The organism is Kitasatospora sp. NBC_00039, assembly GCF_045160625.1.
Classification (GTDB): Bacteria; Actinomycetota; Actinomycetes; order Streptomycetales; family Streptomycetaceae; genus Kitasatospora.
Genome location: NZ_CP108289.1, coordinates 1,213,199 through 1,238,363 on the forward strand (window position 1 = coordinate 1,213,199; position 25,165 = coordinate 1,238,363).

At 71.3% G+C, this 25,165-nt stretch carries 22 protein-coding genes and 1 pseudogene; 10 read left to right on the plus strand and 13 right to left on the minus strand.

What is annotated here, in order from left to right; genetic code table 11:
* Nucleotides 1–27 precede the first annotated feature (27 nt).
* From OG286_RS05800 to OG286_RS05810, 3 genes are read left to right on the plus strand one after another with little or no spacing between them, the layout of a single operon-like run.
* Nucleotides 28–1,077, plus strand: coding sequence for a GSCFA domain-containing protein (locus OG286_RS05800; protein WP_396323029.1), 1,050 nt, complete (start codon nucleotides 28–30; stop codon nucleotides 1,075–1,077).
* Nucleotides 1,040–1,732, plus strand: a complete 693-nt coding sequence (locus tag OG286_RS05805; RefSeq protein ID WP_405362847.1) for a hypothetical protein — start codon at nucleotides 1,040–1,042, stop codon at nucleotides 1,730–1,732. The genes OG286_RS05800 and OG286_RS05805 overlap by 38 nt, the downstream gene beginning before the upstream one ends.
* Nucleotides 1,733–1,781: 49 nt before the next feature.
* Nucleotides 1,782–2,654 carry a TauD/TfdA dioxygenase family protein gene (locus OG286_RS05810; protein ID WP_396323031.1) on the plus strand — a complete coding sequence of 291 codons (873 nt, stop codon included), beginning with the start codon at nucleotides 1,782–1,784 and terminating at the stop codon, nucleotides 2,652–2,654.
* Between the two features lie 33 nt (nucleotides 2,655–2,687).
* On the opposite strand, the gene OG286_RS05815 is transcribed toward OG286_RS05810, so the two are convergent.
* The 5 genes from OG286_RS05815 to OG286_RS05835 form a co-directional block, all read right to left on the minus strand.
* Complete coding sequence (locus OG286_RS05815; RefSeq protein ID WP_405362845.1) at nucleotides 2,688–3,437, minus strand: SpcZ; 750 nt, start codon at nucleotides 3,435–3,437, stop codon at nucleotides 2,688–2,690.
* Between the two features lie 140 nt (nucleotides 3,438–3,577).
* Nucleotides 3,578–3,838, minus strand: coding sequence for a hypothetical protein (locus OG286_RS05820; RefSeq protein ID WP_396323033.1), 261 nt, complete (start codon nucleotides 3,836–3,838; stop codon nucleotides 3,578–3,580).
* Nucleotides 3,839–3,926: 88 nt separating this feature from the next.
* A complete protein-coding gene (locus tag OG286_RS05825) occupies nucleotides 3,927–4,526 on the minus strand; it encodes a transposase (protein ID WP_405364814.1) in 600 nt (199 codons plus the stop codon).
* A complete protein-coding gene (locus OG286_RS05830) occupies nucleotides 4,451–4,990 on the minus strand; it encodes a winged helix-turn-helix domain-containing protein (RefSeq protein WP_405358639.1) in 540 nt (179 codons plus the stop codon). Before OG286_RS05830 ends, OG286_RS05825 begins: the two co-directional genes overlap by 76 nt.
* 66 nt (nucleotides 4,991–5,056) lie before the next feature.
* Nucleotides 5,057–6,244 carry an alpha/beta hydrolase family protein gene (locus tag OG286_RS05835; RefSeq protein WP_396323036.1) on the minus strand — a complete coding sequence of 396 codons (1,188 nt, stop codon included), beginning with the start codon at nucleotides 6,242–6,244 and terminating at the stop codon, nucleotides 5,057–5,059.
* 519 nt (nucleotides 6,245–6,763) lie between these two features.
* Between OG286_RS05835 and OG286_RS05840 the strand changes: the two genes are divergently transcribed.
* Both OG286_RS05840 and OG286_RS05845 read left to right on the plus strand, forming a co-directional pair.
* A protein-coding gene (locus OG286_RS05840; RefSeq protein ID WP_405364816.1) for an IS5 family transposase occupies nucleotides 6,764–7,692 on the plus strand; the annotation gives its coding sequence in 2 pieces (ribosomal slippage) (nucleotides 6,764–7,196 and nucleotides 7,196–7,692; 930 coding nt in all).
* Between the two features lie 87 nt (nucleotides 7,693–7,779).
* A complete protein-coding gene (locus OG286_RS05845; RefSeq protein ID WP_405362834.1) occupies nucleotides 7,780–7,923 on the plus strand; it encodes a hypothetical protein in 144 nt (47 codons plus the stop codon).
* 22 nt (nucleotides 7,924–7,945) lie between these two features.
* Here the strand turns inward: OG286_RS05845 and OG286_RS05850 are convergent, their stop codons facing one another.
* Nucleotides 7,946–8,434 (minus strand): hypothetical protein, encoded by a 489-nt coding sequence (locus OG286_RS05850; protein ID WP_396323039.1) that lies wholly within the window; start codon nucleotides 8,432–8,434, stop codon nucleotides 7,946–7,948.
* Between the two features lie 323 nt (nucleotides 8,435–8,757).
* On the opposite strand from OG286_RS05850, the gene OG286_RS05855 reads away from it, so the two are divergent.
* Nucleotides 8,758–9,183: an alpha/beta fold hydrolase gene (locus OG286_RS05855; protein ID WP_405364818.1), complete on the plus strand. Its 426-nt coding sequence runs from the start codon at nucleotides 8,758–8,760 to the stop codon at nucleotides 9,181–9,183.
* Nucleotides 9,184–9,264: 81 nt separating this feature from the next.
* On the opposite strand, the gene OG286_RS05860 is transcribed toward OG286_RS05855, so the two are convergent.
* The 5 genes from OG286_RS05860 to OG286_RS05880 all read right to left on the minus strand — a co-directional run bounded on the left by OG286_RS05860 (nucleotide 9,265) and on the right by OG286_RS05880 (nucleotide 16,090).
* Nucleotides 9,265–10,185: a carbohydrate ABC transporter permease gene (locus OG286_RS05860; protein ID WP_405362832.1), complete on the minus strand. Its 921-nt coding sequence runs from the start codon at nucleotides 10,183–10,185 to the stop codon at nucleotides 9,265–9,267.
* Nucleotides 10,182–11,498 (minus strand): carbohydrate ABC transporter permease, encoded by a 1,317-nt coding sequence (locus tag OG286_RS05865; protein ID WP_405362830.1) that lies wholly within the window; start codon nucleotides 11,496–11,498, stop codon nucleotides 10,182–10,184. Before OG286_RS05865 ends, OG286_RS05860 begins: the two co-directional genes overlap by 4 nt.
* A 6-nt stretch (nucleotides 11,499–11,504) precedes the next feature.
* Nucleotides 11,505–12,833 carry an ABC transporter substrate-binding protein gene (locus OG286_RS05870; protein WP_405364820.1) on the minus strand — a complete coding sequence of 443 codons (1,329 nt, stop codon included), beginning with the start codon at nucleotides 12,831–12,833 and terminating at the stop codon, nucleotides 11,505–11,507.
* A gap of 52 nt (nucleotides 12,834–12,885) precedes the next feature.
* A complete protein-coding gene (locus OG286_RS05875; RefSeq protein WP_396323044.1) occupies nucleotides 12,886–14,586 on the minus strand; it encodes a glycoside hydrolase family 13 protein in 1,701 nt (566 codons plus the stop codon).
* A 196-nt stretch (nucleotides 14,587–14,782) separates the two neighbouring features.
* Nucleotides 14,783–16,090, minus strand: coding sequence for an ABC transporter substrate-binding protein (locus OG286_RS05880; protein WP_405362827.1), 1,308 nt, complete (start codon nucleotides 16,088–16,090; stop codon nucleotides 14,783–14,785).
* A gap of 144 nt (nucleotides 16,091–16,234) precedes the next feature.
* Here OG286_RS05880 and OG286_RS05885 point away from each other — a divergent pair, with 144 nt between their 5' ends.
* The 3 genes from OG286_RS05885 to OG286_RS05895 are packed head-to-tail and all read left to right on the plus strand — an operon-like array spanning nucleotide 16,235 to nucleotide 19,867.
* The gene (locus OG286_RS05885; protein ID WP_360217492.1) at nucleotides 16,235–16,738 is read left to right on the plus strand and encodes a PadR family transcriptional regulator; all 504 of its coding nucleotides are present in this window, start codon (nucleotides 16,235–16,237) and stop codon (nucleotides 16,736–16,738) included.
* Nucleotides 16,735–17,496 (plus strand): ABC transporter ATP-binding protein, encoded by a 762-nt coding sequence (locus tag OG286_RS05890; RefSeq protein ID WP_396323046.1) that lies wholly within the window; start codon nucleotides 16,735–16,737, stop codon nucleotides 17,494–17,496. Before OG286_RS05885 ends, OG286_RS05890 begins: the two co-directional genes overlap by 4 nt.
* Before the next feature lie 4 nt (nucleotides 17,497–17,500).
* Entirely contained in the window at nucleotides 17,501–19,867 is a 2,367-nt protein-coding gene (locus OG286_RS05895; protein WP_396323047.1) for an FtsX-like permease family protein, read from the plus strand.
* Nucleotides 19,868–20,224: 357 nt separating this feature from the next.
* Here the strand turns inward: OG286_RS05895 and OG286_RS05900 are convergent.
* Nucleotides 20,225–20,353, minus strand: a pseudogene (locus tag OG286_RS05900) (family 1 glycosylhydrolase); the annotation flags it as partial.
* Between the two features lie 363 nt (nucleotides 20,354–20,716).
* Here OG286_RS05900 and OG286_RS05905 point away from each other — a divergent pair.
* Complete coding sequence (locus tag OG286_RS05905) at nucleotides 20,717–21,211, plus strand: universal stress protein (RefSeq protein ID WP_396323048.1); 495 nt, start codon at nucleotides 20,717–20,719, stop codon at nucleotides 21,209–21,211.
* A gap of 445 nt (nucleotides 21,212–21,656) precedes the next feature.
* Here the strand turns inward: OG286_RS05905 and OG286_RS05910 are convergent, their stop codons facing one another.
* Nucleotides 21,657–24,797: a putative bifunctional diguanylate cyclase/phosphodiesterase gene (locus OG286_RS05910; RefSeq protein WP_396323049.1), complete on the minus strand. Its 3,141-nt coding sequence runs from the start codon at nucleotides 24,795–24,797 to the stop codon at nucleotides 21,657–21,659.
* Nucleotides 24,798–25,165 lie beyond the last annotated feature (368 nt).

Consider the following 25,165-nt stretch of genomic DNA (forward strand, 5'->3'; position numbering starts at 1 on the left):
CCGCCCCACCATCGGAGACGCACTGCCGTGAGCCCAGCAAACCCCTACCAGGCACTGCCGGTTCGCTCCTTCTGGCGCCCGGCCGTGGCCGAGCCCGACCTGCTCGCCATCGACGGCCTCTGGACACCGAAGTTCGCACTCGGCCAGGACGATCCCGTCCTGACCGCCGGCTCCTGCTTCGCCGCCCACATCGGCCGCGCCCTGCTGGAACGCGGCATGAACTGGTACGACGCCGAGCCGGCCCCTCCCGGGCTGACCGGGGAGCAGCGGAGGAACCGACGCTACGGCCTGTTCTCGTTCCGCACCGGCAACATCTACACCCCCGCCGTCCTGCACCAGTGGCTGTCCTGGGCCTTCGGCCACACCGCCGCACCCCGCACGGCGTGGACGGAGGACGGTCGGCACTACGACCCCTACCGCCCGGCCGTCGAACCGGACGGCTACGCGTCCGCCGAGGAGATGCTGGACGCCCGGGAGGCGACCCTCGCCGCGATCCGCCGTGGCATCACCACGGCGAGCTGCCTGGTCTTCACCCTCGGTCTGACCGAGGCGTGGCGGGACCGCGCCGACGGCACCACCTACCCGGTCTGCCCCGGTACCGTACGCGGCACCTTCGACGCCGATCGGCACGTCCTCCACCACGCCACCTTCGACGAGGTGCACCGCGACCTGCTCGGGGCCATCGCCGTTGCCCGCTCGGCCAATCCGGACCTGCGGATCCTCCTCACTGTCTCGCCGGTCCCGCTCACCGCGACCGCGACGGGCGAGCACGTGCTGAGCGCCAACAGTTACTCCAAGTCCGTCCTGCGTGCGGTCGCCGGGCAGCTGGCTCGGGACCACGCCCACGTCGACTACTTCCCGTCGTACGAGCTCGTCACCGGAGCCCCCTTCAAGGGCGCCTGGTACGAGCCGAATCTGCGGACCGTCACGCCCGAGGGCGTCGCCTTCGTCCTGCGCCACTTCCTGGCCGCGTTCGGCGCGCCCGGCCCTGCACCTCGGCCGTCCCTGACCCCCACTGCAGGACCGGGAGGAGACCCCTGTGAAGACGCCGTCCTCGACTACTACCGCCCCCGCTAGGTTCCTGCTGCTCGGCGACTCGCACGCCGGCCCGATCGGGCGGGCCGCTCGCGCGGCCGGCCTGCCCTTCGAGGGCGGACCGCTCGGTGCCGGACGGGAGTTCATCGCCGACTTCTTCGAACCGCGCGACGCGGACCTCGTGTTCCGCACGCCCGAGGCCGAGCAGCACTACCGCGGCTTCCTGTCCAGGTTGCAGGTGGCCGGTCTCGAAGCGGTCGCGGTACCGGTGGTCTCGACCCTCGGGCTCAGCGTCCACTTCGTCGCCACCGCCGACAACTGGCAGCTCTACCGGGGCCCGCACGGTCTGATGCCCGGCTTCCTGTCCAGCGCGCTGTTCGCCGACATCGTCCGCGCCTCGGTCCGCGCCGCGCTGGCCTTCTACAGCCACGCACTCAGCCTGGGCCTGCGGGTGCTGGCCGTGATGCCACCGCAACGTGTACCGGCGCACGCCGACCCCCTGGTCTTCATGGCGGCACAGGACGTCGTCCGGGAGGCGCTGACCGGCCTCGGCGTCGAGATGATCGACCTGCGGGCCCGGACGACCGACGAACACGGCTTCCAGCGGCCCGAGTTGTGCGAACCCGACGACGCGATCCACGGCAATCTCGCCTTCGGCCGTCTGATCCTGGCCGAACTGCAGGAGCGCGGCCTGTAGTTCTTCCATCCCCGACCCGAATCCCCCACACCCCACTCAGGAGTCCCCCATGGAGCAGTACGAACTCGACGCCGTCAAGCAGCTCACCACGAGGCCCGCGCGGAAGTACCGGACCATCGAGGTGAAGTCCCTCACCCCGGTCATCGGCGCCGAGGTGACCGGCATCGACCTCTCACAGGAACTGCCGGAGGAGCAGCTGGCGGAGCTCAAGTCCGCCTTCCTCGACCACCACGTGCTGGTCCTGCGCGACCAGATCATCACGGCCGAGGACCACAAGCGCCTCGCCGCCCACTTCGGCGAGCTCCGCCCCGTCAACCCGCCTCCGGTGGAAGCCGATCCGTACATCCTGGAGATCAGCACCACACCGGAGGCCGAGAACGTGGCCGGCAACGGCTGGCACGCCGACGGCACCGCCGACGCCGAACCCTCCCTCGGGTCGATGCTCTACATCACCCGCATCCCGGAGGGCGGCAGCGGCGGCGACACCCTGTTCGCCAACATGCACCTGGCCTACGAGATGCTGTCCCCGACCATGCGGGAGCTGCTGGACGGTCTGACCGCCGTGCACGACGGCCGGATCGCCTTCCAGGGCTACACCCCGCCGGCCGACTACGTCATCCCGAAGAGCGAACACCCGCTGGTGGTGCGCCACCCGGAGACCGGCCGCAAGATCCTCTACGTCAACCGGGCCTACACCGGGCGCATCCCGCAGCTGTCCGCCGAGGAGAGCCGGGCGCTGCTCGACATGCTCTTCAAGGTCATATCCGAGCGCCCCCTGCTGCACTGCCGCGTCCGCTGGACCCCCAACACGCTGGTCTTCTGGGACAACCGCTGCGTCCAGCACCACGCGACGTACGACTACCACCCCCTCACGCGCTACGGGCAGCGCGTGGCGATCAACGGCGGCCCGCTGATGGGCTGAGGCGGCCCGCGGAGTTCGGTCCGCCGCTCACCGTCAGGCCGCCGCGACCCGGGCCAGACTGTCGGCGAGGCCGTCGGCCAGCCGCGCGCCGACGTCCCTCGTCCTCGTCCGGTCCTGCTCCGCGTGGGCCCGGACGACGGCCCGGACCCGCGCGGCCGGGTACGTGGCGGCGTAGGCCGCCGGGTCCGTGGCCGCCAACGCGCCTGCCACGGCCGGGGCGTTGGCGAGGGCGTTCGCGTCGGCGTGGGCCCGCGCGTTGGCCTCGGTGTTCAGCTCGGCGTAGCTCGCACCGTACGCGGCGGCCTCGGCCTCGCCGTAGCCGTTCGCCAACGCGTACGCGCCCGCCGCCGAGGCGGCCGCGGCGTAGGCGTCGGCATAGGCGTAGGCGTACCCGTACAGCTCCCGCAGCGCGGGCCGGAGCTCGGCGGCCCAGGCCGTCTCGCCGATCCACTCGCCGTTCGACGCCCGCTCGTGCAGGTCCGCCACGGCCTGATGCCGAGCGGCGACCCCACCGCGCCGCTCGCTCGCCTCGACCAGGACCGGCTGCACGCTGCGGTGGTGCCAGTCGTGGACGACGCCGAACGGCACCTCCCCGTCCAGCCGCACCAGCTCAAGGTGCACCCGACGCGCCCAGTCCCTCGCCGCGTCGGCCTCCATCGCCTCGAAAAGCGCTTCCCCCACGCCCCTGAGCCACTCGGGTCCAGCCGCACGTCCGTCGGCTCCGAGGGAAGAGAGGAAGGCCTCGAACGTCTCCCGTTCCGTGGCGGCTTCAGGTGTGGTCATGGGCGCGACTCCTGGGCTGGTGATCTGCGGGCCGACCCGGCGAGTGCTGAGCCGTGGTCAACTCCCGAGGGGTGAGTAAGCCGGTGATCATTTTATGAGTCGCGCCGAGTTTTGTGGAACCTCTGCCGCCAGGCGGGCAGTCAAGTCCCTTGGCCTGGGCGGCCGTCACCAGAACGACGGGCGAGTCCAGTGCCGATGTATCGCCGGCACGGGTGACGCCGTCCGACTCGGCCCAGCTCGTCGATCAGTTCGCGGCCACGCTGCGGCGTGGTGATCGACATCCTGCCGTCGTCCATCGCCGCCATCTCCTTCTCGACGGCGATGCGCAGCGCGGGGTCGAGTGCCCGCAGGGCGCTCTCGGTGATCCGCATGATCTCGGCCGGGGTCGGCTGCGCAACCACGGGCGCCTGTTCCACGACACCCCGTCAGCCTGGATCGACCTGACGAATGCCACCACAGCCGCTACTGAACTTGAATGCGTGATGTCGGTCAGCCGTCCATGATCAGGCCGGTGCCGGCCAGGCAGCCGTCGACCAGGTCCGGGCGGTACTGGATCTGCTTGAGCCTGCGCTTCACGGCCCGGGTGATCTGACCGAGGTTGGCTGCGGCGAGGTTGCCGATGTCGCGCTTGACCAGCGACCAGATGCCCCCCTGTGGGTTCAAGTCGGGTGAGTAGTTCGGAAGTTGGAAGACGGTGATCCAATCGGCATGGGCGGCGAAGAACTCGCGCAGTGGCTCGACCAGGTGCATGCGGAGGTTGTCCCAGACCAGCACGATCGGGCCGCCGAGCTGGATGTGCGCCCTGACCAGCAGGTCGCGCAGGTCGCGCCAGCCGATCCCCTTCGGCTCGCCCTTGCGGCCCCGATACTCGCGGACCGAGTAGAACATCCGGGACCGCTTCCCCGGTTTGTAGCAGGTCAGGCCGGCGAAGGACACCCGGCCCGAGCCTCGGCCACGCACCCGGATCACCGGCGTACTGCCCTTGCGTCCCCAGCTTCTCGCGCGCGGCGGCGTCAACGACTGCCCGGCTTCGTCCTCGAAGACGATCCAGCCGTCGCACGCCGCCGCGGTGCTCTTACCAACGGCCACGTCTCCTTCTTCCAGACCTCGACCGCCTCGTCGTCGCGCTCGATCGCCCGCCGGGCCGGCTGTTGCCAGGACCAGCCGTGCCGCTTCAGCAGCCGCCACGTGCCCTCCACCGTGTAGCTCACGTGGAACAAGCGACCGATCAGCGTCTTGATCCGTGCCAGTGTCCAGCGCTGGTCGACCCACCCATGGACCAACGGACCGCGCTCCAACTCCCGTTCCAGCCTGGCGATCTGCACTTCACTGAGCCTCGGACGCCCCGGCGATCCCTTCGACCGCACCCCGGCCTCGCCGCGCTCGCGCCACTGGCGCCGCCACCGCTCCACGGACCGCTCGCTGACCCGCAACGCGGTAGCGATCTCCTGATTCTTCTGCCCGCCCTCAAAGCGTTCCACGGCCTGCAGCCGGACCCGCTCCCTCGCGGCCCTCCCGGCGTCGGTCAACCCGCCGCCCTGTGCGTATCTCACGGTCCAGGGCTACCGGAACGGCCCGACCGCCGTCAGGCGAACGGCTCCGACATCACCCAATCAAGTTCAGTAGTACTGGAAGAGTACTTCCGGATTGTTCGGCGAGGGGCCGTCCAGCAGCGGACGGTGGATCCGCTTCAGCGTCTGGTCGAAGAACGCTGTCACGTACTCACGCGTGATCTCCACCCCGCGTTCCGGGGAGAGGGGCGGCGTTGGGAACCCGGCCTGCTCGTGAAGCAGGTCCAGGTCGGAGAAGCTGAAGTGGTCGGCGCCGGCGACCGTCAGCCACTTCTTGTAGCCGCCGAGGGCGGCCCAGGCCTGCCCCCACGTGGTGTCGTCGGGGTTGTCGGCCGTACCCAGCATGAGGAACGGCCGGTTGATCTGGCCGGGCATCGGGGCCGGCTTGAAGGCGCCGTCCATGTTCACGCCGGCCCGTACTCGCGGGTCGGCGACCATCGTGGCGGAGGCCGCCGCTCCGCCGATGGAGTGTCCGGCCATGCCGATCTCGTGCTTGTCGATGAGGTGTGCCAGGCGCCACGCGGTATTGCCATGCGTCAACTGGTCGATCAAGAAGGACACGTCCAGCGCGCGGCTGGCGGGGATGGAGTCGATCCGCGCCGGGTCACCGCAGATCGCGCACGGCGGCGTCTGGCCGTTCGCCAGCGTCTCGCCGCTGTCCTCGTAGGTGTCGCCGACGAGCGCGACGACGTAGCCGTGACTGGCCAGGTCGGTCGCGAGCGAGGTGAGCGTGATGCGCGGGTCCTCGTACGCGGGTGAGAGGACCACCAGCGGATACTTGCCGCGCTGCGGCCGCGCGCCGTCGAAGGCGTGAGTGGTGACGCTGGAAAGGGTCTGTGGGGTGACGCCGGAGTTCGCCGGCAAATTCTGCCGCTGGACGATTCCGGCTGCCTCGGCGAGGGTCATATAAGGGGCCGGAGTCCCGGTCCCGGGGACGGCCGGGTAGACCATCGTGACGGCTAGTTGGCGGGGGCCGGATGACGGCACCCACGGGTCAAGACGGCTCGCGTCGGTGAGGTGGATGACGTCCTCGCCGGCGGCGTAGGGGCCGGTCGGCGCGGGGAGCGTGCCCTGGAAGGACCGCGGGGGCGCGGCGGCAGCTGTGGCGGCGGTCGCGTGCACGGTGGACGGCGGGGTCGTGGCGGCGAGTCCGGTGCCGGTCGCGGCCACTGATGCGGCGAGACCCAGGATTGCGACAGCGCTGATACGGCGCTTGCGGTTCGAGGTAGTGTTCACGGGCACGATCCTGCCCGGCCCCGCCCTGACGCTCGATCATGCGGGCTTCCGTCTTTAGGGTGGTGCTGGCTACACCCTGAGATCCCCAGCGGCGCGAGGTTCCCATCGCCGGCATCGCCGAGCGCCACCTTCGTCTTGGCCTACGACGAACACGACGCCAAGCCCTACCGCTGGACCTACGACGGCAGCCCACTCCAAGCCGCATGAACCCCCGAAGGATCAACGCGGCGCTGCACTAGGCAGTGTCCTGCCGATCAGTTGAGTCGTTGATGGTCCAGCCCGCGGGCCCGGGCGAGCGCGACCGTCTCGTCGCCCGGCTGCTCGCCCCCGGCGGCCGGGTCCTCCTCTCGCAGCGCCACGGCCCCGTCCCGGCCGGCCGCCGGATGTTCGGGTCACGGGCGAGGAGGCGGGCCGTGGTGCCGGTGACGGCCTCCTCGGCGAGGCCGAGGAGGAGGGGGTCGGCGTCCACGCCGACGACATCGGCGTGCGGGAAGGCGTGGGCGAGGCGGGCGGTCGACTATGGGGAGTCGAACGGATCTGACGGATGCCCAGTGGGAGCGTCTGGAGCCGCTCCTGCCGGTGAGCAACGGGCGTTGTGGCAGGTGGCGGGATCATCGCCAGGTCGTGAACGGGGTGCTGTATCGAATACGTACGGGCGTGCAATGGCGTGATCTGCCGGAGCGGTACGGTCCCTGGAAGACAGTGCACGAGCGGCATCGCCGCTGGTCGGCGGATGGAACGTGGGAGATGCTCCTTCGCCGGATCCAGGCGGAGGCGGACGCGGCCGGCGAGATCGACTGGGACGTCTCGGTCGACTCGACGTCCGTGCGCGCGCATCACCACGCCGCCGGCGCCCGCCACGCTCCGCCGCCCGTCCTCAAAGGGGGCTCCGCGCAGATGGTCAAAGCCGCTCGAGTCCGGGCGGAACTGATCGGCCGGCTGGCGGAGGTGGTGCGGGAGGTGAAGCGCTCGGCCGCTCGCGCGGCGGCTTCACCACCAAGATCGACCTGAGCGCGGACGGCCACTGCAGGGTGCTGTCGCTCGTCATCACGCCCGGACAGTGCGCCGACTGCACCCAGTTCGAGCCGGTCATGGAGAAGATCCGCGTGCCGAGGTTGGGCTGTGGCAGGCCGCGCACCACCCCGGACAGCGTCAGCGCGGACAAGGGCTACAGCAACCGCCGAACTCGCCGCTACCTGCGCAGGCGCGGGATCCGACACGTCATTCCGGAGAAGCGCGACCAAGAGGCCGGCCGAGCCCGGCGCGGCAGCGCCGGGGGCCGACCGCCCGGGTTCGACAAGGACCGCTACAAGAAGCGCAACACCGTCGAACGGGCGATCAACAAGCTCAAGACCTTCCGCGCGGTCGCGACCAGGTACGACAAGCGCGGCTACGTCTACCTGGGTACCGTCACCGCAGCCGCACTCGTCATCTGGCTCCACTCGTGATCGGCAGGACACTGCCTAGTCCTGCGAGACATGTTGCTCGCGGGACACGGGCGTGCCGGAACAAACACCGAGGAGGGCCGGATCAGCGTGGACGTGGCCCTGGGGATCATGGCCGCGCTCGGCACGTACCTCACCGCGGCGCCCTTCTGGCACGAGATCGTCCGGATCACCCACGAGCATGCGAGGCGCCGCGGCGCCTCCCTCCTGGTGCGCTCGGCGCCCTACGACTGACGCCGATGCACCCGACGGACCGTCAGTCCTCGGCACTCCGACTCGGACCGGCCTCGGCATCCCGGCGGTCCAGAGCCTCTGCGGTGGCGGGGTACTTGGCGCGGAGCCGGTCCCGGAGAGATTGCGGCGGCGTGCCGGCCACCGATGCCGCGTCGGCTTCCACCCCCAAACCGGCGAGCACGACACCGGGTACACGCAACTGCGTCACCTCCGCTTCCAGCTCGGCGACACGGGCCTCGAGTAGCTGCACGTCTCGGGCCGCGTCCTTGCATCCCTCCTTGTTGCGCCTGGCGACGTGCGTGAGGGTGTCCACCCGGTCCGCGAAGGCGTCGCGTTCGGCAGCGATCGGCTGTACCACCTCGCCGGCGACGACCGCCGCAATCCAGTCGACCCATTCGTTGATGCGCTCGGTACCCGGCGCGCCGATCAGTTCGGCGTCCTGCAGGCCGTTGAGCATCGCTGGTCGGATGGCGTCGGCGATGCGCTGCTGCGGGCCGTGCTGCTCGGTCACAGCTACTCCTCGATGACGATTCGGACGGCTTCGCCGACCGCGTTGACGCGGATGGTGTCGGGAAGCGATCTTCCCATGCTTCGGCTCGCCGGGTTCGACGCGGGAGAGCCTGCCGGCCGGCTGATGCATCCGGTGACGAGATGGCCTCTGCCAGGCGCAGCGCAGTGCCATGACGCCATCGAATGCGACTTCGGGCACCCGATTCATCGGACTGACTCTGTGTCATCTCAGATGCAGCTACCAACTACCGCTTCTGCCAAGCACGGTGGGAAGCGATCAGGCCGCCGTACCAGGCGGACGACGCCTTGGGCGTGCGTACCTGTGTGCCCGACCGCGGCGAGACCGCCCTCGGCCTTCTCGCCAGTGCACCGGCCACCGACCTGGGGGCCAGCATGATCGGTGACCCTGCCGGAACCACGACGATCGACCCGAAGGCAGCGGGAAGACTGTTCCATGCCCAACTCGGCGAAGAAGAACGTGCCCGCCACACCACCGAGCTCGTCCCCCAGAGGATGGCCCCCGGCCATCAGCCGACGACCAGCGCCGCCTGGCACCAGCGGCCCAGCACCTACGTGATCTGCACCGAGGACCGCGTCATGCACCCAGACCTGCAACACCGGTTCGCCACACGCGCAACCCGTGCGATCACCTGGCACAGCGACCACGGAGTCTTCGCATCACACGAAGACGAGACCATCGGACTACTCCACCAACTGGCCACCGGAAGCCGCCTCACCCCGGCCGACTAGGGAGTGCGTTTCGAGAGTGCCGGGCCGCTGGTGAGCGCGCCCGGCCAGGGCGGTCATCTCTCGTCATCGCCCCCGCTGGTGTCACTTCACGGATCCGGCCATCGCTCCCTGGATGAAGAACCGCTGGAAGCAGAGGAACACCCCCACGGGGACCAGGAGGGACAGGAACGCGCCGGGTGCGAGGATGTCCATGTTGCTGCCGAACTGCCGCATCTGGGACTGCAGGTAGACGGTCAGCGGCTGCGAGTCGTTGCCGGCGAAGATCAGCGCGACCAGCATGTCGTTCCAGACCCAGAGGAACTGGAAGATGCACAGCGAGGCGACGGCCGGTGCGGCGAGCGGCAGGGCGAGGGTGCGGAAGATCCGCCACTCCCCGCAGCCGTCCATCCGCGCCGCCTCCAGGAGTTCGGCGGGGATCTCCAGGAAGTGGTTGCGCATCAGGAACACGGCGAACGGCAGCCCGTAGCCGACGTGGAACAGCACGACGCCGGGGATGGTGCCGAACAGCCCGACGGCGCCCTCGAGTTTGGCGACCGGGATGAGCCCGACCTGGACGGGGACGACCAGCAGCCCGACCACACCGAGGAAGACGGCGTCCCGGCCGGGGAAGCGCATCCAGGCGAAGGCGTAGCCGGCGCCCGCGGCGAGGGCGACGGTCAGCAGGGTCGCCGGGACGCTGATGAGTACGGTGTTCCACAACGCCTTGGGGACGTCGCCGCCGCCGAGCAGCGCGGTGTAGTTCTGCAGGGTGAGCTGGGCGGGCTCGGTCAGTGCCGTCCACCAGCCTCCGGTGGCGGCGACCTGCTTGGGGCGCAGCGAGGAGACCAGCAGGCCGACGGTGGGCACCAGCCAGGCGACGGCGGCCACGATCAGCACGGCCTGGACGAGGCCGCTCCGGGTGAGGGCGGCGAGCCGGGTCGTGAGCGGCAGTGCGGACCGGCCGGCGGGCACCGGTGCGGGCATGGTGGTAGTGGCGGACGGGGCCGCCTGGGTGGTGGTCATGCGCGGCTCCCTCGGAAGCGTCGGACGTTGAGGAGCATCACCGGGACGACGAGCAGCAGCAGCAGGACGCTGAGTGCGCTGCCGAGGCCCTGGTCGTTGCCGCCGCCGAAGGAGACCAGGTAGAGCCGGAGCGCGAGCACGCTCGCGTCCTGCTGCACCGGTCCGGGCGCGATGATGTACACGAGGTCGAAGATCTTCATCACGTTGATGACCATGGTGATGAACACGACGCCGAGGACCGGGGCGAGTTGGGGCACGGTGATGCGGCGGAAGATCTGCCATTCGCCGGCACCGTCGATCCTGGCCGCCTCGATGGTCTCGCGGGGCAGGTTGGCGAGGCCCCCGGCGATGATGACCATGGCGAAGCCGGCCCAGATCCAGATGTAGGCGCCGATGATGGCCGGGGTGATGAACGCCGGGCCGAGCCAGTCGACGCCGCGGTAGGGGGCGGCGAAGTTCGCGGCCGGCATCACCACCGACGTGGTGGCGGACGGGGCCGCGCCGAACCGGAAGGTGCCGTCGTCGGCGGTGGTGGTGGTGTCGACCGTCCTTCCGCCGTCCCGGAGTTGGACGGTGACGCCGGGCAGGCCCTTCTTCCCGGCGTCCAGCCGGCCGGGGTGGCCGCCACCGCCCGGGACGAAGTCCAGGAACACCGTGCCGCTGACCCCGTCGCCGGCGGCCGGCTCCTGGGCCGTCCGGGCGGTGGCCGGGAGCGCGCCGGGCTGCACGCCGACCAGCGGCAGCAGCACGACGCGCGTGCTGGTGGGCGCCGTGACGTCGCCGCCGCCCTGGGCTTGGTCGAGGCCGCCGCCGGGGCGCGGGTGGGCGCCCGGGTAGGTCGGCTGGTCGTTGAAGGTGTCGTGGACGGCGACCGCGGCGGCGTTGAGCACGCCGCGGTGCGGGTCCGCGTCGTACACCGTGCGGAAGATGATCCCGGCGGCGAGGAAGGAGATCGCCATCGGCATGAAGACGAGCAGCTTGAACGCGGTGGCCCAGCGGACCTTCTCGGTGAGCACCGCGAACACCAGGCCGACGGCGGTCACCAGTGCCGGGGCGACGGCGACCCAGATCGCGTTGTTGCGCACGGCGGTGAGGGTGGCGTGGTCGGTGAAGGCGGTGCCGTAGTTGTCGAGACCGACGAAGCGGTGGCCGGAGGCGTCGAAGAGGCTGCGGGCCACCGAGTAGCCGATGGGGTAGACGACGAGGGCGCCGAGCAGCAGCAGGGCGGGCAGGACGAAGAGCAGGGCGAGGCCCCGGTGGCGCCGGAGGGCGCCACCGGATGCCCGGCCCCTGCGGGGTGAGCGCAGAGACATGGTGGATCAGCCCTTGTAGGCCTTGGCCGCGTCGGCTTCGAGCCTGGCCGCGGCGCCCTGGACGTCGGAGGGGTTGGCGAGGAAGTCCTGGAGGTCCTTCCACTCGCCCTGGCCCGCGGTGCCACCGAACGCGGCGGGGGCCTGGTCCGACATGTCGAAGCGGAAGGTGTCGCCGGCGTCGATCACCGACTTGGCGAACTGCCGGGTGGTGTCGTCGGGGTAGACCGAGGGGTCGACGGCCTTGTTGGGCGAGATGAAGCCGCCGGCCTTGGCCCAGACGGTCGCAGCCTCGGGGCCGGCCAGGAACTCGACGAACTTCTGCGCGGCCTCGGGGTGCTTGGCGCCCTTGAGGACGACTGCCGCGTCGCCCGCGCCCATCACCGGGGCCTTGCCGCCGTCCACGGCGGGGAACGGAAACACCTTGGCGTCGGTGCCGACCTGCTTCTTCAGCTCGGAGGCGATGACGCCGCCGACGAAGTCGCCCTCGTGGGTCATGGCGGCCTTGGGTTGTGTTCCGAAGACCTCCTGGACGGAGGTCGGGAAGTCGGTCTGCAGGGCGCCTTGCCCGCCGCCGGCGACGAGTTGCTTGTCGCCGAAGACCTTGCCGAGGATGGTCAGGGCCGTGAGGACCGACGGGTCGGTCCACGGGATCTCGTGCCGGGTGAGCTTGTCGTAGAGCTCGGGTCCGGCCTGGGAGAGGTAGACGTTCTCGAACCAGTCGGTGAGGGTCCAGCCGGCTTGGCCGCCGACCGAGAAGGCCGGGGTGCCGGAGTCGGAGAGCGTCCGGCCGGCCTTCAGCAGGTCGTCGAAGGTGGCCGGGGGCTGGACGCCGGCGTTCTGGAAGGCGGTGGGGCTGTACCAGACGGTCGACTTGTCGGCGGCCTTGAAGTAGAGGCCGTACTGGGTGCCGTTGACGGTGCCGAGGCTGGACCAGATACCGGCGTAGTCCTTCTTCGCGGCGTCGGTGACGGCGGGCGAGAGCGGCGCCAGCCAGCCCTTCTCGGCGAACTGCCTGATCACGCCGGGCTGCGCGACCATGACCACGTCCATCGGGTCGCCACCCTCGATCTTGCTACCGACCACGGTGGAGAGGTTGTCACCGGTGGAGGTGTAGCTGACGGTGGCACCGGTCTTCGCGGTGAAGGCGTCCAGCACCTTCTTGAAGTTCTCCTGCTCGGTACCGCTCCACACGGCGGCGACGGTCAGGGTCTGTCCCTTGAGTTCCTGGGTGGCGGAGTCGGCGGTGGTGCCGCCTCCCCCGCTGCCGCAGGCGGTTGCGGTGGCGGCCAGCACGACGGAGGCGGCCAGGGTGGGAAGAGCGCTACGGAGTCTCATCGTCGAGTCTTCTTCCGTGAGGCGGGTGGGGGCTTCGCTATGTGATGAAGGGTCAGATACCGCTGACAGCAGTGGGATTGACCCACCAGGCGGCGGTGGCGGGCGGCAGGAAGTCGTCATCGCACGGACCGCTGGCCAGCAGGGCCGGACCGACGACCGGGGCCGGCGCGGGGGTGTCGCCGAAGTTGACGGCACACACCAGGCCCTCGCCGCGGACGAACGCGAGGACGCCGGGCGGGGTCTCCAGCCACCGCAGCGTGCCCTCGCCGAGCTGCGGGAGTTCACGGCGCAGTTGGAGGGCGGTGCGGTACAGGTGGAACACGGATCCGGCATCGGCCCGCTGCCGCTCGGCCGTGTGGGCGGCGAACGAGGCCGGCTGCGGCAGCCACGGCGCGGCCGGGCTGCCCGGCGGGCTGAAGCCGAACGGGGCCTCGGCGCCCGACCAGGGCAGCGGTATCCGGCAGCCGTCGCGGATCCCGGTCCGGCTGCCGGTGCGGCGAAAGATCGGGTCGGTGATCAACTCATCTGGCAGGTCGAGGACTTCGGGCAGTCCGAATTCCTCGCCCTGGTAGATGTAGGCGGCTCCGGGCAGGGCCAGCATCAGCAGGGCGGCGGCCTTGGCCCGGGCGGGGCCGGAGGCCGGATCCTCCCCCGCGAACCGGCTCACCGTGCGGACCTGGTCGTGGTTGTTGAGCACCCAGGTGACCGTCGATCCGGTGGCGGTGATGTCCCGCACGGCGTCGTCGATGACCCGGTGGACGTGCGCGAGGTCCCACGGCGCGTGCAGCAGGTGGAAGAAGAATGCCTGGTGCAGTTCGTCGGGGCGCACGTACAGCGCCTGGTCGGCCGGCGTGGGCACGGACGCCTCGCCGACCAGTAGCCGCTGCCGGCCGTCGCGGACGGTGTACTCCTCGCAGATCGCGCGCCACCGGCGCCAGACCTCGTGCACCTCCGGCTGGTTCCAGGCCAGCGGGTTGACCGAGTCGCGGGTGCGCTCGTCCACGTCCGGGTCGGGCGAGTCCGGTAGCTCGGGATGCTTGTACAGCCCTGCCGCCACGTCGATCCGGAAGCCGTCGACACCGCGGTCGAGCCAGAACCGCAGCACCTCCTCGAAGTGGGCGGCGACGTCGGGGTTGCGCCAGTTGAAGTCGGGCTGCTCCGGAGTGAACAGGTGGAGGTACCACTGGCCGGGCCGGCCGTCGGCCTCGGTGGCCCTGGTCCACGCCGGGCCGCCGAACATGGCCCGCCAGTTGTTGGGCGGCAGCTCCCCGGCCTCGCCGCGCCCGTCGGCGAAGTGGAACCGCGCCCGCTCGGGGCTGCCGGCGCCGTTGGCCAGCGCCTTCTGGAACCACGGGTGATCACTTGAGCAGTGGTTGGGGACGACGTCCAGGACCAGCTTGAGGCCGAGCAGTCGGCAGTCCGTCACCAGGCGGTCGAACTCGGCGAGGTCTCCGTAGACCGGGTCTACGGCGCAGTGGTCGGCGATGTCGTAGCCGTGGTCGTGCTGGGGTGAGACGTAGAACGGGTTGAGCCAGACGCCGTCGGCGCCCAGCCGCCGCACGTGGTGCAGCCGTTCCCGAACGCCGGCGAGGTCGCCGACGCCGTCGCCGTCGGTGTCACGGAAGCTGCGCACGTAGATCTGGTAGATCACGGCGTCGCGCCACCAGGCGGGGGCGGCGGGGGTGGTGGGGGCGTGCGAACGAGCGCGCGGCAGGGTGACCGCGTCGCCGTCGGGGAGGGTGGGGTTGGGCATCTCGCTACTCCAACGGTTATGCATTCGCGTTAGGTATAGCAGGCAGATGCCAGCGCTGTTAAGCCCTTGCTTGATGGAGTTTCCCAGGAGTTACGAGACGACATGCCTAATCAGTCATAGATACGTGTTAGGTACTCGCGGGTAGGGGCCCCGCGAAGCAGGGGCTGAGCGCCCCCGGGTCGTCGCCGGCGTCGGCTCAGCCGACGATGGCGCGCAGGTCCGAGGCCAGCCGGGGCAGCGCCGCCTCGGCGGTCCGACGGCCCGACACGACCTCGAACGCCGTCTCGCTGAACGCGAGGCTCAGCTGCTGGTACTGCGGCACACCGGGGCGCGCCCCGGCTGCCAGGATCGCCGTACGCAGCACGGGCAGGTACGGGAACCGGGCCGTCAGGTCCGGTTCCGCGTAGAGGTCGGCCCAGACCGGCGGCAGCCCGCCGTCGGTCAGCACGCGGCGCTGCGCCCGGCGGCTCGTCAGGTAGCCGATCAGTGCCCGGGCGGTGCGCTGGCGCCGGGAGAACCGGCTCACCGCCAGGCCCGAGCCGCCCAGCACACCGCTGCCGGGCCCGTTCGGGCCGGGCAGCGGCACCACACCGAACCGCCCCTCCACGGGGGACCCGGCGGCGCCGACCGCGTGGTAGACGTACGGCCAGTTCCGCAGGAAGAGCAGGCCTCCCCGGCCGAAGGCCGCGCGGGACTCCTCCTCCTGGTAGCCGAGCACCTCGGGCGGGATCCAGCCGTCGCGCACGCCCCCGGCCAGGAACTCCAGTCCGGCCAGGGCCTGCGGGCTGTCGACCACCACGGTTCCGTCGCCGGCCAGCAGGTCCCCTCCGGCCGAGCGGATGGCCTCCAGCGCGTTGACGGCGAGGCCCTCGTAGGGGCTCAGCTGGCCCGCATACCCGGACAGCCCGTGCGCGGGGGCCAGCGTCCGTGCCTGCCGCGCCAGTTCCGCCCAGGTGGCGGGCGGCTGCTCACCGGCGGCGGCCAGCACGTCGCTCCGGTAGTACAGCAGGGCGGCGTTGGCGACGAACGGCACCGCGTACAGCCGCCCGTCGTAGCATCCGGTCCGCACGACCGGCGGCAGGAAGCGGTCCAGTGCGAAGTCCGACTCGTCCAGCGGCACGGTCCAACGCTTGGCCGCGAACTCGGCCGTCCACACCACGTCGAGGTTGAGCACGTCGAAGCGGCTTCCGCCGGCCGACAGCTCGCCGGCGAGCTGGGCGTGCACCTCGTCCGCCGCCTCGGGCAGCTCGACCAGCTCGGCGGGCTGGTCCGGGTGCTCGGCGTTCCAGTCGGCCAGCAGCCCGCGCAGGTAGCGGGTGGTGTCCCGGCCGGTGGCCAGCGTGACCGGCCCGACGCCCTCCGGGTCGCCCGCCGCCTGCGCACCGCCGGCCAGGCCGTACCAGGCGGACGCGCCCCCGGCCGCGAGCACCGCCGCCCCGCCCACCAGCGCGCGCACCACGCGCCGACGGCCCGTGTCGGGCCCGGTGGGCGGCCGGTTGTCCATGGAGCTCCTTCGATCCGCCGGCACGGGTGGGCGCCGACGTACGTCCCTTTATACGGCCTCCCTGCTGGTGGGGACCCGTCTGCCCGTACTGTGTGACCGAGGTGTAACCAGCGAACAGGGACGAGAAGGAAGAGGTGACGCCCGGTGCGCCATCAGCTGCTGGCGCTGCTGGCCCGGCAGCCCGCCTACGGGTACGAGCTCAAGCAGGGGCTTGAGCAGACCTTCGGCGCGGCGTACCCTCAGCCGAACATCGGCCAGATCTATGTGACCCTGAGCCGACTGGAGAAGTCCGGACTGATCCGCGGCACCGAGGTGACGCAGGAGGGCAGGCCGGACAAGAAGGTCTACGAGATCACGGAGAAGGGCACCGAGGAACTCGCCGGCTGGTTCGAGGCGCCCACCGAGGGGCCCCGGGTCAGGGACGAGTTCTTCATGAAGCTCATCCTGGCCGAAGGCACCGACCTCGCCGACCAGCTGACGCTGATCAACAACCAGCGCCGGCACTGCATCAACACGATGCGCGGACTCAACAAGCTGGCCGCCACCGAGCGCGGCAACCGGACCTCGCTGCTGCTGATCGAGGGTGCGGTCCTGCACCTGCAGGCCGACCTCGACTGGCTGGAGCGTTGCCAGGAGGAGCTCACGTGACCGGCTCGGAGCCGATACCACCGCTGCTGGCCGCCGACGGCGTGGTGCGCTCGCACCTGAGCGGCTCGACCCTGATACCGGCGGTCCGCGGCGTCAGCCTGCGGATCGACCGGGGCGAGTTCGTCGCCGTCACCGGCCCTTCGGGCGCCGGCAAGTCCACCCTGCTGCACCTCCTCGCCGGCCTGCTGCGGCCCGACGAGGGCGAGCTGTGGCTCGACGGGCGCCGGGTGGACCGCCTGCGCGAGTCCGCCTGGGCCCGCCAGCGCCGACGGCACTACGGCATCGTCTTCCAGAGCGGCAACCTGCTCCCCGACTTCTCCGTCGCCGACAACATCGAACTGACCGCGGTGCTCGCGGGCATGTCCGGCCGCACCGCCCGCGAACGCCGCCAGGAACTCCTCGAAGACCTCGGCCTCGCCCACAAGGCCGCCGCCGGGCCCGGTGAGCTCTCCGGCGGTGAGCGCCAGCGGGTCGCCCTGGCCCGCGCGCTGGTCAACCGGCCGCAACTGCTCCTCGCCGACGAGCCCACCGGGAACCTCGACAGCCGCAGCACCCGCGATGTCCTCGCCCTGCTCAGCCGCTACCACGAACAGGGCACCACCATCGTGCTGGTCACCCACGACGCCAGGGCGGCGAGCACCGCCGACCGCGTCGTCAGCCTCTTCGACGGCCGGATCGCCGACGACGCCCGGGTGGAGGAGCCCCCGGCCGCGCGGCGCGCCGTCGGGGTTCGCGACATCATCGATTTCGGCGGGTGAGCCGGTGCCTGCCATCCTCCGCTGGATCCGTGCCGACCTGCGCTCGCACCGCCTCCACGCCCTGCTGATCGTCCTCGCCACCGGCGGCACCGCCGCCGCCCTCCTGCTCGCCGGCACGCTGCTCGGCGCCGCCGCCGACCCGTGGCAGAGGCAGTTCCATGCCGCCGGATCACCCCACATCCGGATCGACCTGCGCCCGTCCGCGCCCGCCCAAGGCAGCGCCGACGAACCCTCGGCCGCCGTGCTCGCCGGCGAACCCGGCGTACTCGCCGTCTCACCACCCCAGCACACCGCCGAGACCACACTGGTCGGCCGACGCGCCGACGGCGCCACCACCGCGGGCCCACCCGGCCGCACCACGCTCGTACTGCGCGGCGACACCCCGGACGCGGCCCACCCGCTGCTGCGCTCCGGTACCTGGCTCGATCCGGACGACATCCACGGCATCGTGCTCGAACAGTCCGCGGCCGACGCCGCCTGGGCCCGCCCCGGGGACCACCTGACCGTCCTCGACGCCCACGGCGGCCCCGTCGACCTCCAGGTCCTCGGCATCGCGGACAGCCCCGACCAGTTGCCCAGCCAGGCCGCCGGCTACGACCTCGGCTGGGCCCCTCCTGCCACCCTCGACCTCGTGCAGCCGGAACGGGCGGCCCAAGGACTCACCCTCGGCCTGCGGCTGGCCCACCCCTCCGACGCCGGGTACACGGCCCAGCGGGTGGTCAGCGTCCTCGGCGCCGAGCGGGTCTCCCGGATCACCACCTGGCTGGACGCGCGGGCCGCACGGCAGCAGGACAACCGGCTGGCCGGCCTGCTGCTGGGCCTCAGCGGACTCGCCGCACTGCTCGCCGCCGCCCTCGCGGTGGCAGGCGCGGCCGGCGGGCGGATCCGGGCCAGGACCGGCGACATCGCCCTGCTCAAGGCGCTCGGCTTCACCGCCGGCCAGGTCGCCTGGATGTTCATCGCCGAACAGCTCCTGCTGGCCGGCGCCGGAGTGCTGCTCGGCGCCGGCGGGGCCGCGATCGCCGCCCACACCGTACCGGCCCTCGGCGGCGGGACCGACGCGCTCCACGGGCTCGTCCCCGGCGGCACGGCGACCACCGGCGCCGTGGTCGCCGCCGCGCTCCTCGCCGTCGGGGCCGCCGCCGCACTGCCCGCACTGCGGGCCGCCCGGGTCGCCCCCGTGCCCCCGACCGACGGCACCCGGCCACCCGTCATGACGGCCCGGCCCGTCCGGCTCGGCCCACTCAGACGGCTGCCGCCCGCCCTCGTGTTCGGGCTCGGCAGCGTCCTGCGCCGGCGCTCGGACCTGGTCGGAAGCGCCCTGCGGCTGACCGTCCCGGTCGTCGCCGCCACCCTGGCCCTGAGCACCTGGACGACGCTCGACGCCGTCACCCGGCCCGACGGCGGCGCCACCGGCCCGTCCGTCACCGCCCGCCGCACCACCTCCGATCAGACGCCCGGCGACGGGCAGCTCGCCGGCGCCCTGGCCGCCGACGCCGCCGTGCAGGGCGTCTATCCGGGCACCGAGATGCAGGCCCTCGCGCCCGGCCAGTCCGCGACGCTCACCCTCCGCGCCGTCGGCACCACCGACGCCCCGTACCCGTACACCGTCGTCGAGGGCCGGGCGATCCGCGCCACCGACGAGGCCGTCGCCGGACAGGGCGCCCTCGACCTCCTCGGCGCTCGGGTCGGCCAGTGGGTGCGGCTCACCACCGGGAGCACCCCGCGCATCCTGCACATCGTCGGACGCAATCTCGAACCGGAACACGGCGGCCGCGTCCTGTCCACCGGCTTCGACACCCTCGACCGGCCCGGCGACCCCACCCACCCCGACTTCTGGCAGCTGACCCTGCGCCCCGGCCAGGACCCGGCAGAGGTCCAACGCGACCTCCCCGCCCGCGCCGGCCTCGCCGGGCAGACGGAGATCCGCCTTCCCACCGGCCCGGTCACCCGGCCCGGCGCCCTGCGGGCCAGCGTGGTCGGCCTCCTACTCCTGCTCGCCCTCATCGCCCTGGTCGACGTGCTCACCACGGCCACCGCCGGCTTCCACGAACGCCGCCGGGACCTCGGCCTGCTCAGGGCGATCGGCCTGACTCCGGGCCAGTCCGCCGTCGTGCTCGCCGTCCGAGGGACAGCCATCGCCCTCATCACGGTCGCCGTCGGCTCGGCCGTCGCCATCCCGCTCGTCCGCCGGCTCATCGACCGGCAGGGCGAACTGAGCGGCATCGGCGCGGGCATCGCCCGCGCGCCCTCCGCCTGGACGGTCCTCGCCATGGCCGCCATCTGCGCCACGGCGGCCGCCGCCCTCTGCGCACTTCCGGTGCTGCGCATCCCCCCGCCCACCCTGGCCCCGAACGGCGCCGGCCGGTAGACGTCCCGGCCCAGCACCCGCTCACCACCGGTTCACTGCTCGCCCTCCCGCCCACGAGTTGTTCGGTGACGGCGTCGACGGCTTCGCGGGCTCCGGCCTTGGTGAGGTGACCCGTCCACGACCTGCGCCTCGGGGTGGAGGGGGACGGCCGTCACCGGGCAGGGCCGACAGGCCGGCTGCTTCGAACCCGTGCCGCATGGATCTTGTCCGGCCGTCCGACGAACTCGCGATGCAGAGGGGCGCTTCAGGCAGGGCGCTTCCGGGGCAGGCAGTGGGTCGGTGGCGGCAGGGACGAGCGGAGCGGTCCGCTCGTCCCAGCCAGTCGGGTCTCTGTGGTTCCGCCTTCGCGCCGCCCGCCTACTTCGTGGACCGCTTCCGATGCGCGGCGATCAGGTCCCGGTACCAGGCGTACGAGGCCCTCGACGTCCGCTGCTGCGTCTCGAAGTCGACGTGGACCAGACCGAAGCGCTGGTGGAACCCCTCTGCCCGTCGGACAGGCTGTCATCCTACGGACACCCGCGCACCCTCAGCCGCAGAAGGCACGACTGCGTCATGTCGCACCCCCTCGGCTGCCGCCAGCCGGGCGAGGCGCAGCTGTTCCCCTCCACAGTCAGCGCCGCCAGCGACTGCTCCGATACGTCGGCCGCCCAAGGAACGGAGATGCGGTGCCCACCGACGGTTCGCGGGCCGGCCACGTCTTCCTCTGCGCGACGTGCGCTGGTGCCCATGGATGGGCAGGGGCAGGCTTAGAAGTGCGCACCCGCCGACAGACGACCATGCGGACCCACCGTCGGATACGCCGCGACGGCCCCGCACGTCTCGACACCCGCCGAATCCTTGGAGGTCTCGATGACTCATCCTCCTGTCCTCCACCCGGTCGGCCCGATCGTGGTCGGCACGGACGGTTCGGCCCCGGCCAGGCAGGCTGTGACCTTCGCGCTCCGCGAGGCCCAACTGCGCGGTACCCGCCTGCGGGCCGTCTGCGCGTACGAGTACGCCCCCACCCAGCACTCCGGCTTCGAATGGACGGCCGACTCCGGCCCCGGCAGCGGCCCCATCCCGCAGCAGAGCGATCTCGTCACGCAGGCCGTGGCCGACTCCGTCGAGGAATTGCAGCAACAACTCGGCGGACCGCCCGTGGACGTGGAGATCCTCTGTGAGCGCGGTCGTCCGGCGCAGGTCATCCTCGAGTCGAGCAAGGACGCCTGCCTGCTCGTGGTCGGCTCCCGAGGATCGGGCGCCTGGGGGCGCCTCGCCCTCGGGTCGACCAGTACCGAGGTCGTCCATCACGCCCGCCTCCCGGTCGTTGTCGTCCCGGCGGAACACGACACCGCATCGTCCTGAGCGTCGATCCCAGCCGCGGCGCCCGCCACTGCCGACAGCCTCAGTGGCCGGGGGGGCGCTATGAGACCGATATCCGCCGCTTCCGCGTGGGCAGGTACCTCGAATCCTCAGAATGATCGCGGGCCGGCTCGAACCCGGTTCGGCCGTGAGCGCCCGGACGGTGGATTTCGCCTGCAGCTGATCCACCATGTGAATGCGGTCGGCTTCACGCAGGTGACGCGACGGGCTGCAGAACGGCATCCTCGCGTTGATCGGTGGTACCGCCCGGAGCCGACCGGAGGGCTGCCGGCCGTTGATCGTTCGCACCCGTCCCTGAAGGAAGTCCCACCGGCCGGGACGCCTCCGCTTTGCCGCAGCCCGTCGCTCCCCCGCTACACCCCCTGTCCCAGTCGGGGGCCGGGGCGGTGGCACCGACCCGGCCGACGCCGAGCCTGCCGACACCGCCTCAGACCGCCAGCCGACCGGCCGGGGCCCACGAGACGGACGGGGTCGCGATCAAGGCCTCCGCCTCGCCGGAGGGGATCGGCCGGGAGAACAGGAAGCCCTGGCCGAGCGGGCAGCCCATCGAGATCAGCAGTTTCTGCTGGGTCGGGTTCTCCACACCCTCGGCGATCACCTTGACGCCCAGGGTCTCCGCCAGATGGGTGATTCCCTCCACCAGGGCGTACTGCTGCGGGGAGCGTCCGAGCTCGTCGACGAACGACTTGTCGATCTTGAGGATCGAGATCGGGAACTCGCGCAGATAGCTCAACGAGGAGTAACCGGTTCCGAAGTCGTCGATCGCGATCCGGATGCCCAGATCGGTCAGGCTCCTCATCACGGTCCGGATGCGGTCGTCGTGCCGCATCAGGACGGTCTCGGTCAGTTCGAGGATCAGGTTCGACGGCTCGATACCGGACAGCTCCAGCGTGTGGTGGACCTCGTCGAGGAACCCGTCGTCCCGGAACTGCCGGGGCGAGACGTTGACGCTCACGTACAGCCCGGTGCTCAGCGCATCGCGCCTCGTCGTCGGCAGCTCCCGCCAGCGGACGGCCTCGGCCGCGGCCTGGCCGAGCACCCAGGCTCCCAGCGGGACGATCTGGCCGCTCTCCTCCGCCAGGGTGATGAACTGCTCGGGGAACACCATGCCGCGCGAGGAGTGCGGCCAGCGGACCAGCGCCTCGAACCCCGCGATCTCCCCGGTGGTGAGTTCCACGATGGGCTGGTACAGCACCGCGAACGACGATTCGACGGGCGCGTTGTCAAGACTCTCCTGGAGCTGGTGCCGCTCGGCCATACCGCTCTGGAGGACGGGCTGGTACCCGCGCCACTGGCGCTTGCCGGCCGTCTTCGCGGCATACAGGGCCAGGTCGGCATGGGTCAGGAGCTCGACCGAGTCGATGCTGTCCTCGGTGGTGGCGATGCCCACGCTGGCGTAGACGCTCACCGGCCCGACGCTGAGGCGGAACGGCTCCGCGAACACGCCTATCACGTGGTCGGCGAAGGTATCGACGTCGCCGGGCGTCACCGAGTCCTCGACCAGCAGTGCGAACTCGTCGCCGCCGATGCGGGCCGCGGTGTCGGACGCCCGGACGGTCGACGACAGGCGCAGTGCGACGGCGACCAGCAACTCGTCGCCCACGCTGTGCCCCTGCATGTCGTTCACGACCTTGAAGTCGTCGATGTCGACGAAGAGCACACCGACCACGGTGCCGTCGCGCTGGCTCTGGGTCAGCGCGTGGGAGACGCGGTCCTGGAACAGCACTCGGTTCGCGAGGCCGGTCAGCGAGTCGTGGAACGCCCGGTGGGTCAGCTCGCGTTCGAGCATGCGCTGCTCGGTGACGTCCCGGAGGGTGAGCACGATGCCACCGACCGTCGTCTCGGCCCGCAGGTCGCTGCACCTGACCTCGACCTCGATGACCGCGTGGTCGACGCGCATCATCCGCCAGTGCTCGCGCCTGCCCGGGTAGTCCCGGACCCGCATCTGCGCGAGGCTCTGGACGACGTCGCCGGTGTCCTCCGCAGCGATCAGCTCCGTCAGCCGCATTCCCTCCAGCGAGGGATGTCCGAGGATCTGGTCGGCCGACGGGCTGGCGTACAGGATCCTGTCCTCCTCGTCGAGGATCAGGATGACGTCGGACGAGTTCTGCACCAGCGTCCGGAAGTAGGCCTCGCTCTTGCGCCGGTCGACCTCCTCGCTGAGGGCGATCCGTTCGATCGCGAGCGCGGCCTGGGCCGTCAGCGTGACCAGCGAGTCCTGAAGGACAACGAGCCGCTGCTCGTCCCCGGCCACGATCAGCGCCCCGATGCCGGGGTCTGCAGGGCCGTCCTGCGGCGCCTGGTCCTCCGGACGATCCGGCACGGCCAGCGGGCACACCAGGACGCTGTGTGCCTCGCCGAGTTCCGCGGCGAGCTCCTGGTCCAGGTCGGCCCGGCTCACCAGACGGGCCTCGCTTGTCTGCGTCAGGGCGTGCACGGCCCGGGCGGTCTCCACGGACGCCGCGCGGCGCTCCCCGTTCTCGAAGTCGACCAGCAAGAGGATGTCGGCGTCCTTGATGGCGAGCAGCGCGCCGAGGTTCTGGGCGTCCGGCAGCAGCGACGCGACGGCGGTGCGGATCGCGGCGGCCGCGTCCCGGATCTCGGCGGCGGTGCCCAGCGACGCCACGGCGACGCGCAGGACCCGTTCCCGGCCGACGGCCTGCCGATGGGTCGCCGCGACGCCCGCCAGCCGGTAGAGCACCAGCGCGAAGAGGATGGCCGAGAAGGCTCCGATGACGCCGACGTTCGCGGTGACTCCCCGCGCCGCCTGCAGCAGGAGCACGGCCGGTGCGATCAGTGAGGCGAGCGTGAGCAGGCCGAGGCGGCCGGGCGCGGTGTCGGCGCGCCACCTGACGGGTTGGGTCAGTGTCACCATGGAGGGGTGGATGGCCGCGGCGCCCCAGGCGCCGTAGAACAACGCCCAGCCCAGCTCCACCGCCGAACCCGTGTGCCACGTTCCGTGCAGTTGGATAAGCGCGTACAGGACGTCGGAGGTGAGCAGACCGACCGTGCCCACGGTGAGCAGCACCAGTGCCGGGCTCTTGCCGCCCCGCGGGGCGAGCAGGCGCAGCAGCATCGCAAGCACGAGGATGTCCCCGAGTGGGTAGGCGACGGAGATCGCCTTCTGGAGCCAGGTGAGACCGGCGACGTGGGTGTAGGGCACGATCAGGTAGATCCAGGACAGCAGGGCCAGGCCGGCCGTCAGGGTCAGCGCGTCGATGAAACTGGCCCGGTCGCGTCCGGCCGAACGCCAGCGGACGAATCCCAGCAGCCCGACCGCGTACAGCACGTACGTCGCCAGGTAGAAGGCGTCGGCGGGGGACGGGAACGGGTTCTCCTGGTGCAGGAACTGGATGAGGACGATCTGGGTCGCCTCGCCGGCCGCGAAGCTGAAGTTCGCCGCGGCGAGCACCAGCCAGGGCAGCCGGTGGGACGGCCGGTTGACGGCGACGCCGACGAGCATGCTGGTGACACCGGCCAGCCCGATTCCGACGAAGATCAGCCGTTGGTCCGGGAACGCATAGTAGAGGGCCGTGAGCAGGGCCACCGTCACACCGAACACGCTCATCAGGGGGACCCAGCGCCGTTGGGTATTCAACCCAGCCACCTCCGACGCATCGCGTGAGGAATCCTGAGGAAGCCCGAGACCGTTCGGGCACTCGACACCAGGGATGCGGAGCCGGAGAAGGCTGCCTCGCAAGTGAAGCGGCAGTGGACCGGCAGGCTCCGCCTTGTAGCTCCGGGCCAGACATTTCGACACAAATCTGTTGCCAGTATACCCAGTTCGCAGGAATCGCACGTTCACGGACAGTGGCCGCCGCCCCGCTGCGGACAGCTGCCGGTGAGCGGCCGTCGCCGTGACGCTGCGTACCGTCCGCACTGGCGACGCGAGGCCCTCCGGTGCCGGACCGGGCAGCCGTGACGGAACTGAGTGAA

Coding starts and splice junctions, on each gene's coding strand:
- OG286_RS05910 (WP_396323049.1), bottom strand. CDS start 24,797: ATGAGCGTGTTCGGTGTGACGGTGGCCCTGCTCACGGCCCTCTACTAT.
- OG286_RS05865 (WP_405362830.1), bottom strand. CDS start 11,498: ATGTCTCTGCGCTCACCCCGCAGGGGCCGGGCATCCGGTGGCGCCCTC.
- OG286_RS05880 (WP_405362827.1), bottom strand. CDS start 16,090: ATGGACAACCGGCCGCCCACCGGGCCCGACACGGGCCGTCGGCGCGTG.
- OG286_RS05860 (WP_405362832.1), bottom strand. CDS start 10,185: ATGACCACCACCCAGGCGGCCCCGTCCGCCACTACCACCATGCCCGCA.
- OG286_RS05810 (WP_396323031.1), top strand. CDS start 1,782: ATGGAGCAGTACGAACTCGACGCCGTCAAGCAGCTCACCACGAGGCCC.
- OG286_RS05905 (WP_396323048.1), top strand. CDS start 20,717: ATGACTCATCCTCCTGTCCTCCACCCGGTCGGCCCGATCGTGGTCGGC.
- OG286_RS05870 (WP_405364820.1), bottom strand. CDS start 12,833: ATGAGACTCCGTAGCGCTCTTCCCACCCTGGCCGCCTCCGTCGTGCTG.
- OG286_RS05875 (WP_396323044.1), bottom strand. CDS start 14,586: ATGCCCAACCCCACCCTCCCCGACGGCGACGCGGTCACCCTGCCGCGC.
- OG286_RS05815 (WP_405362845.1), bottom strand. CDS start 3,437: ATGACCACACCTGAAGCCGCCACGGAACGGGAGACGTTCGAGGCCTTC.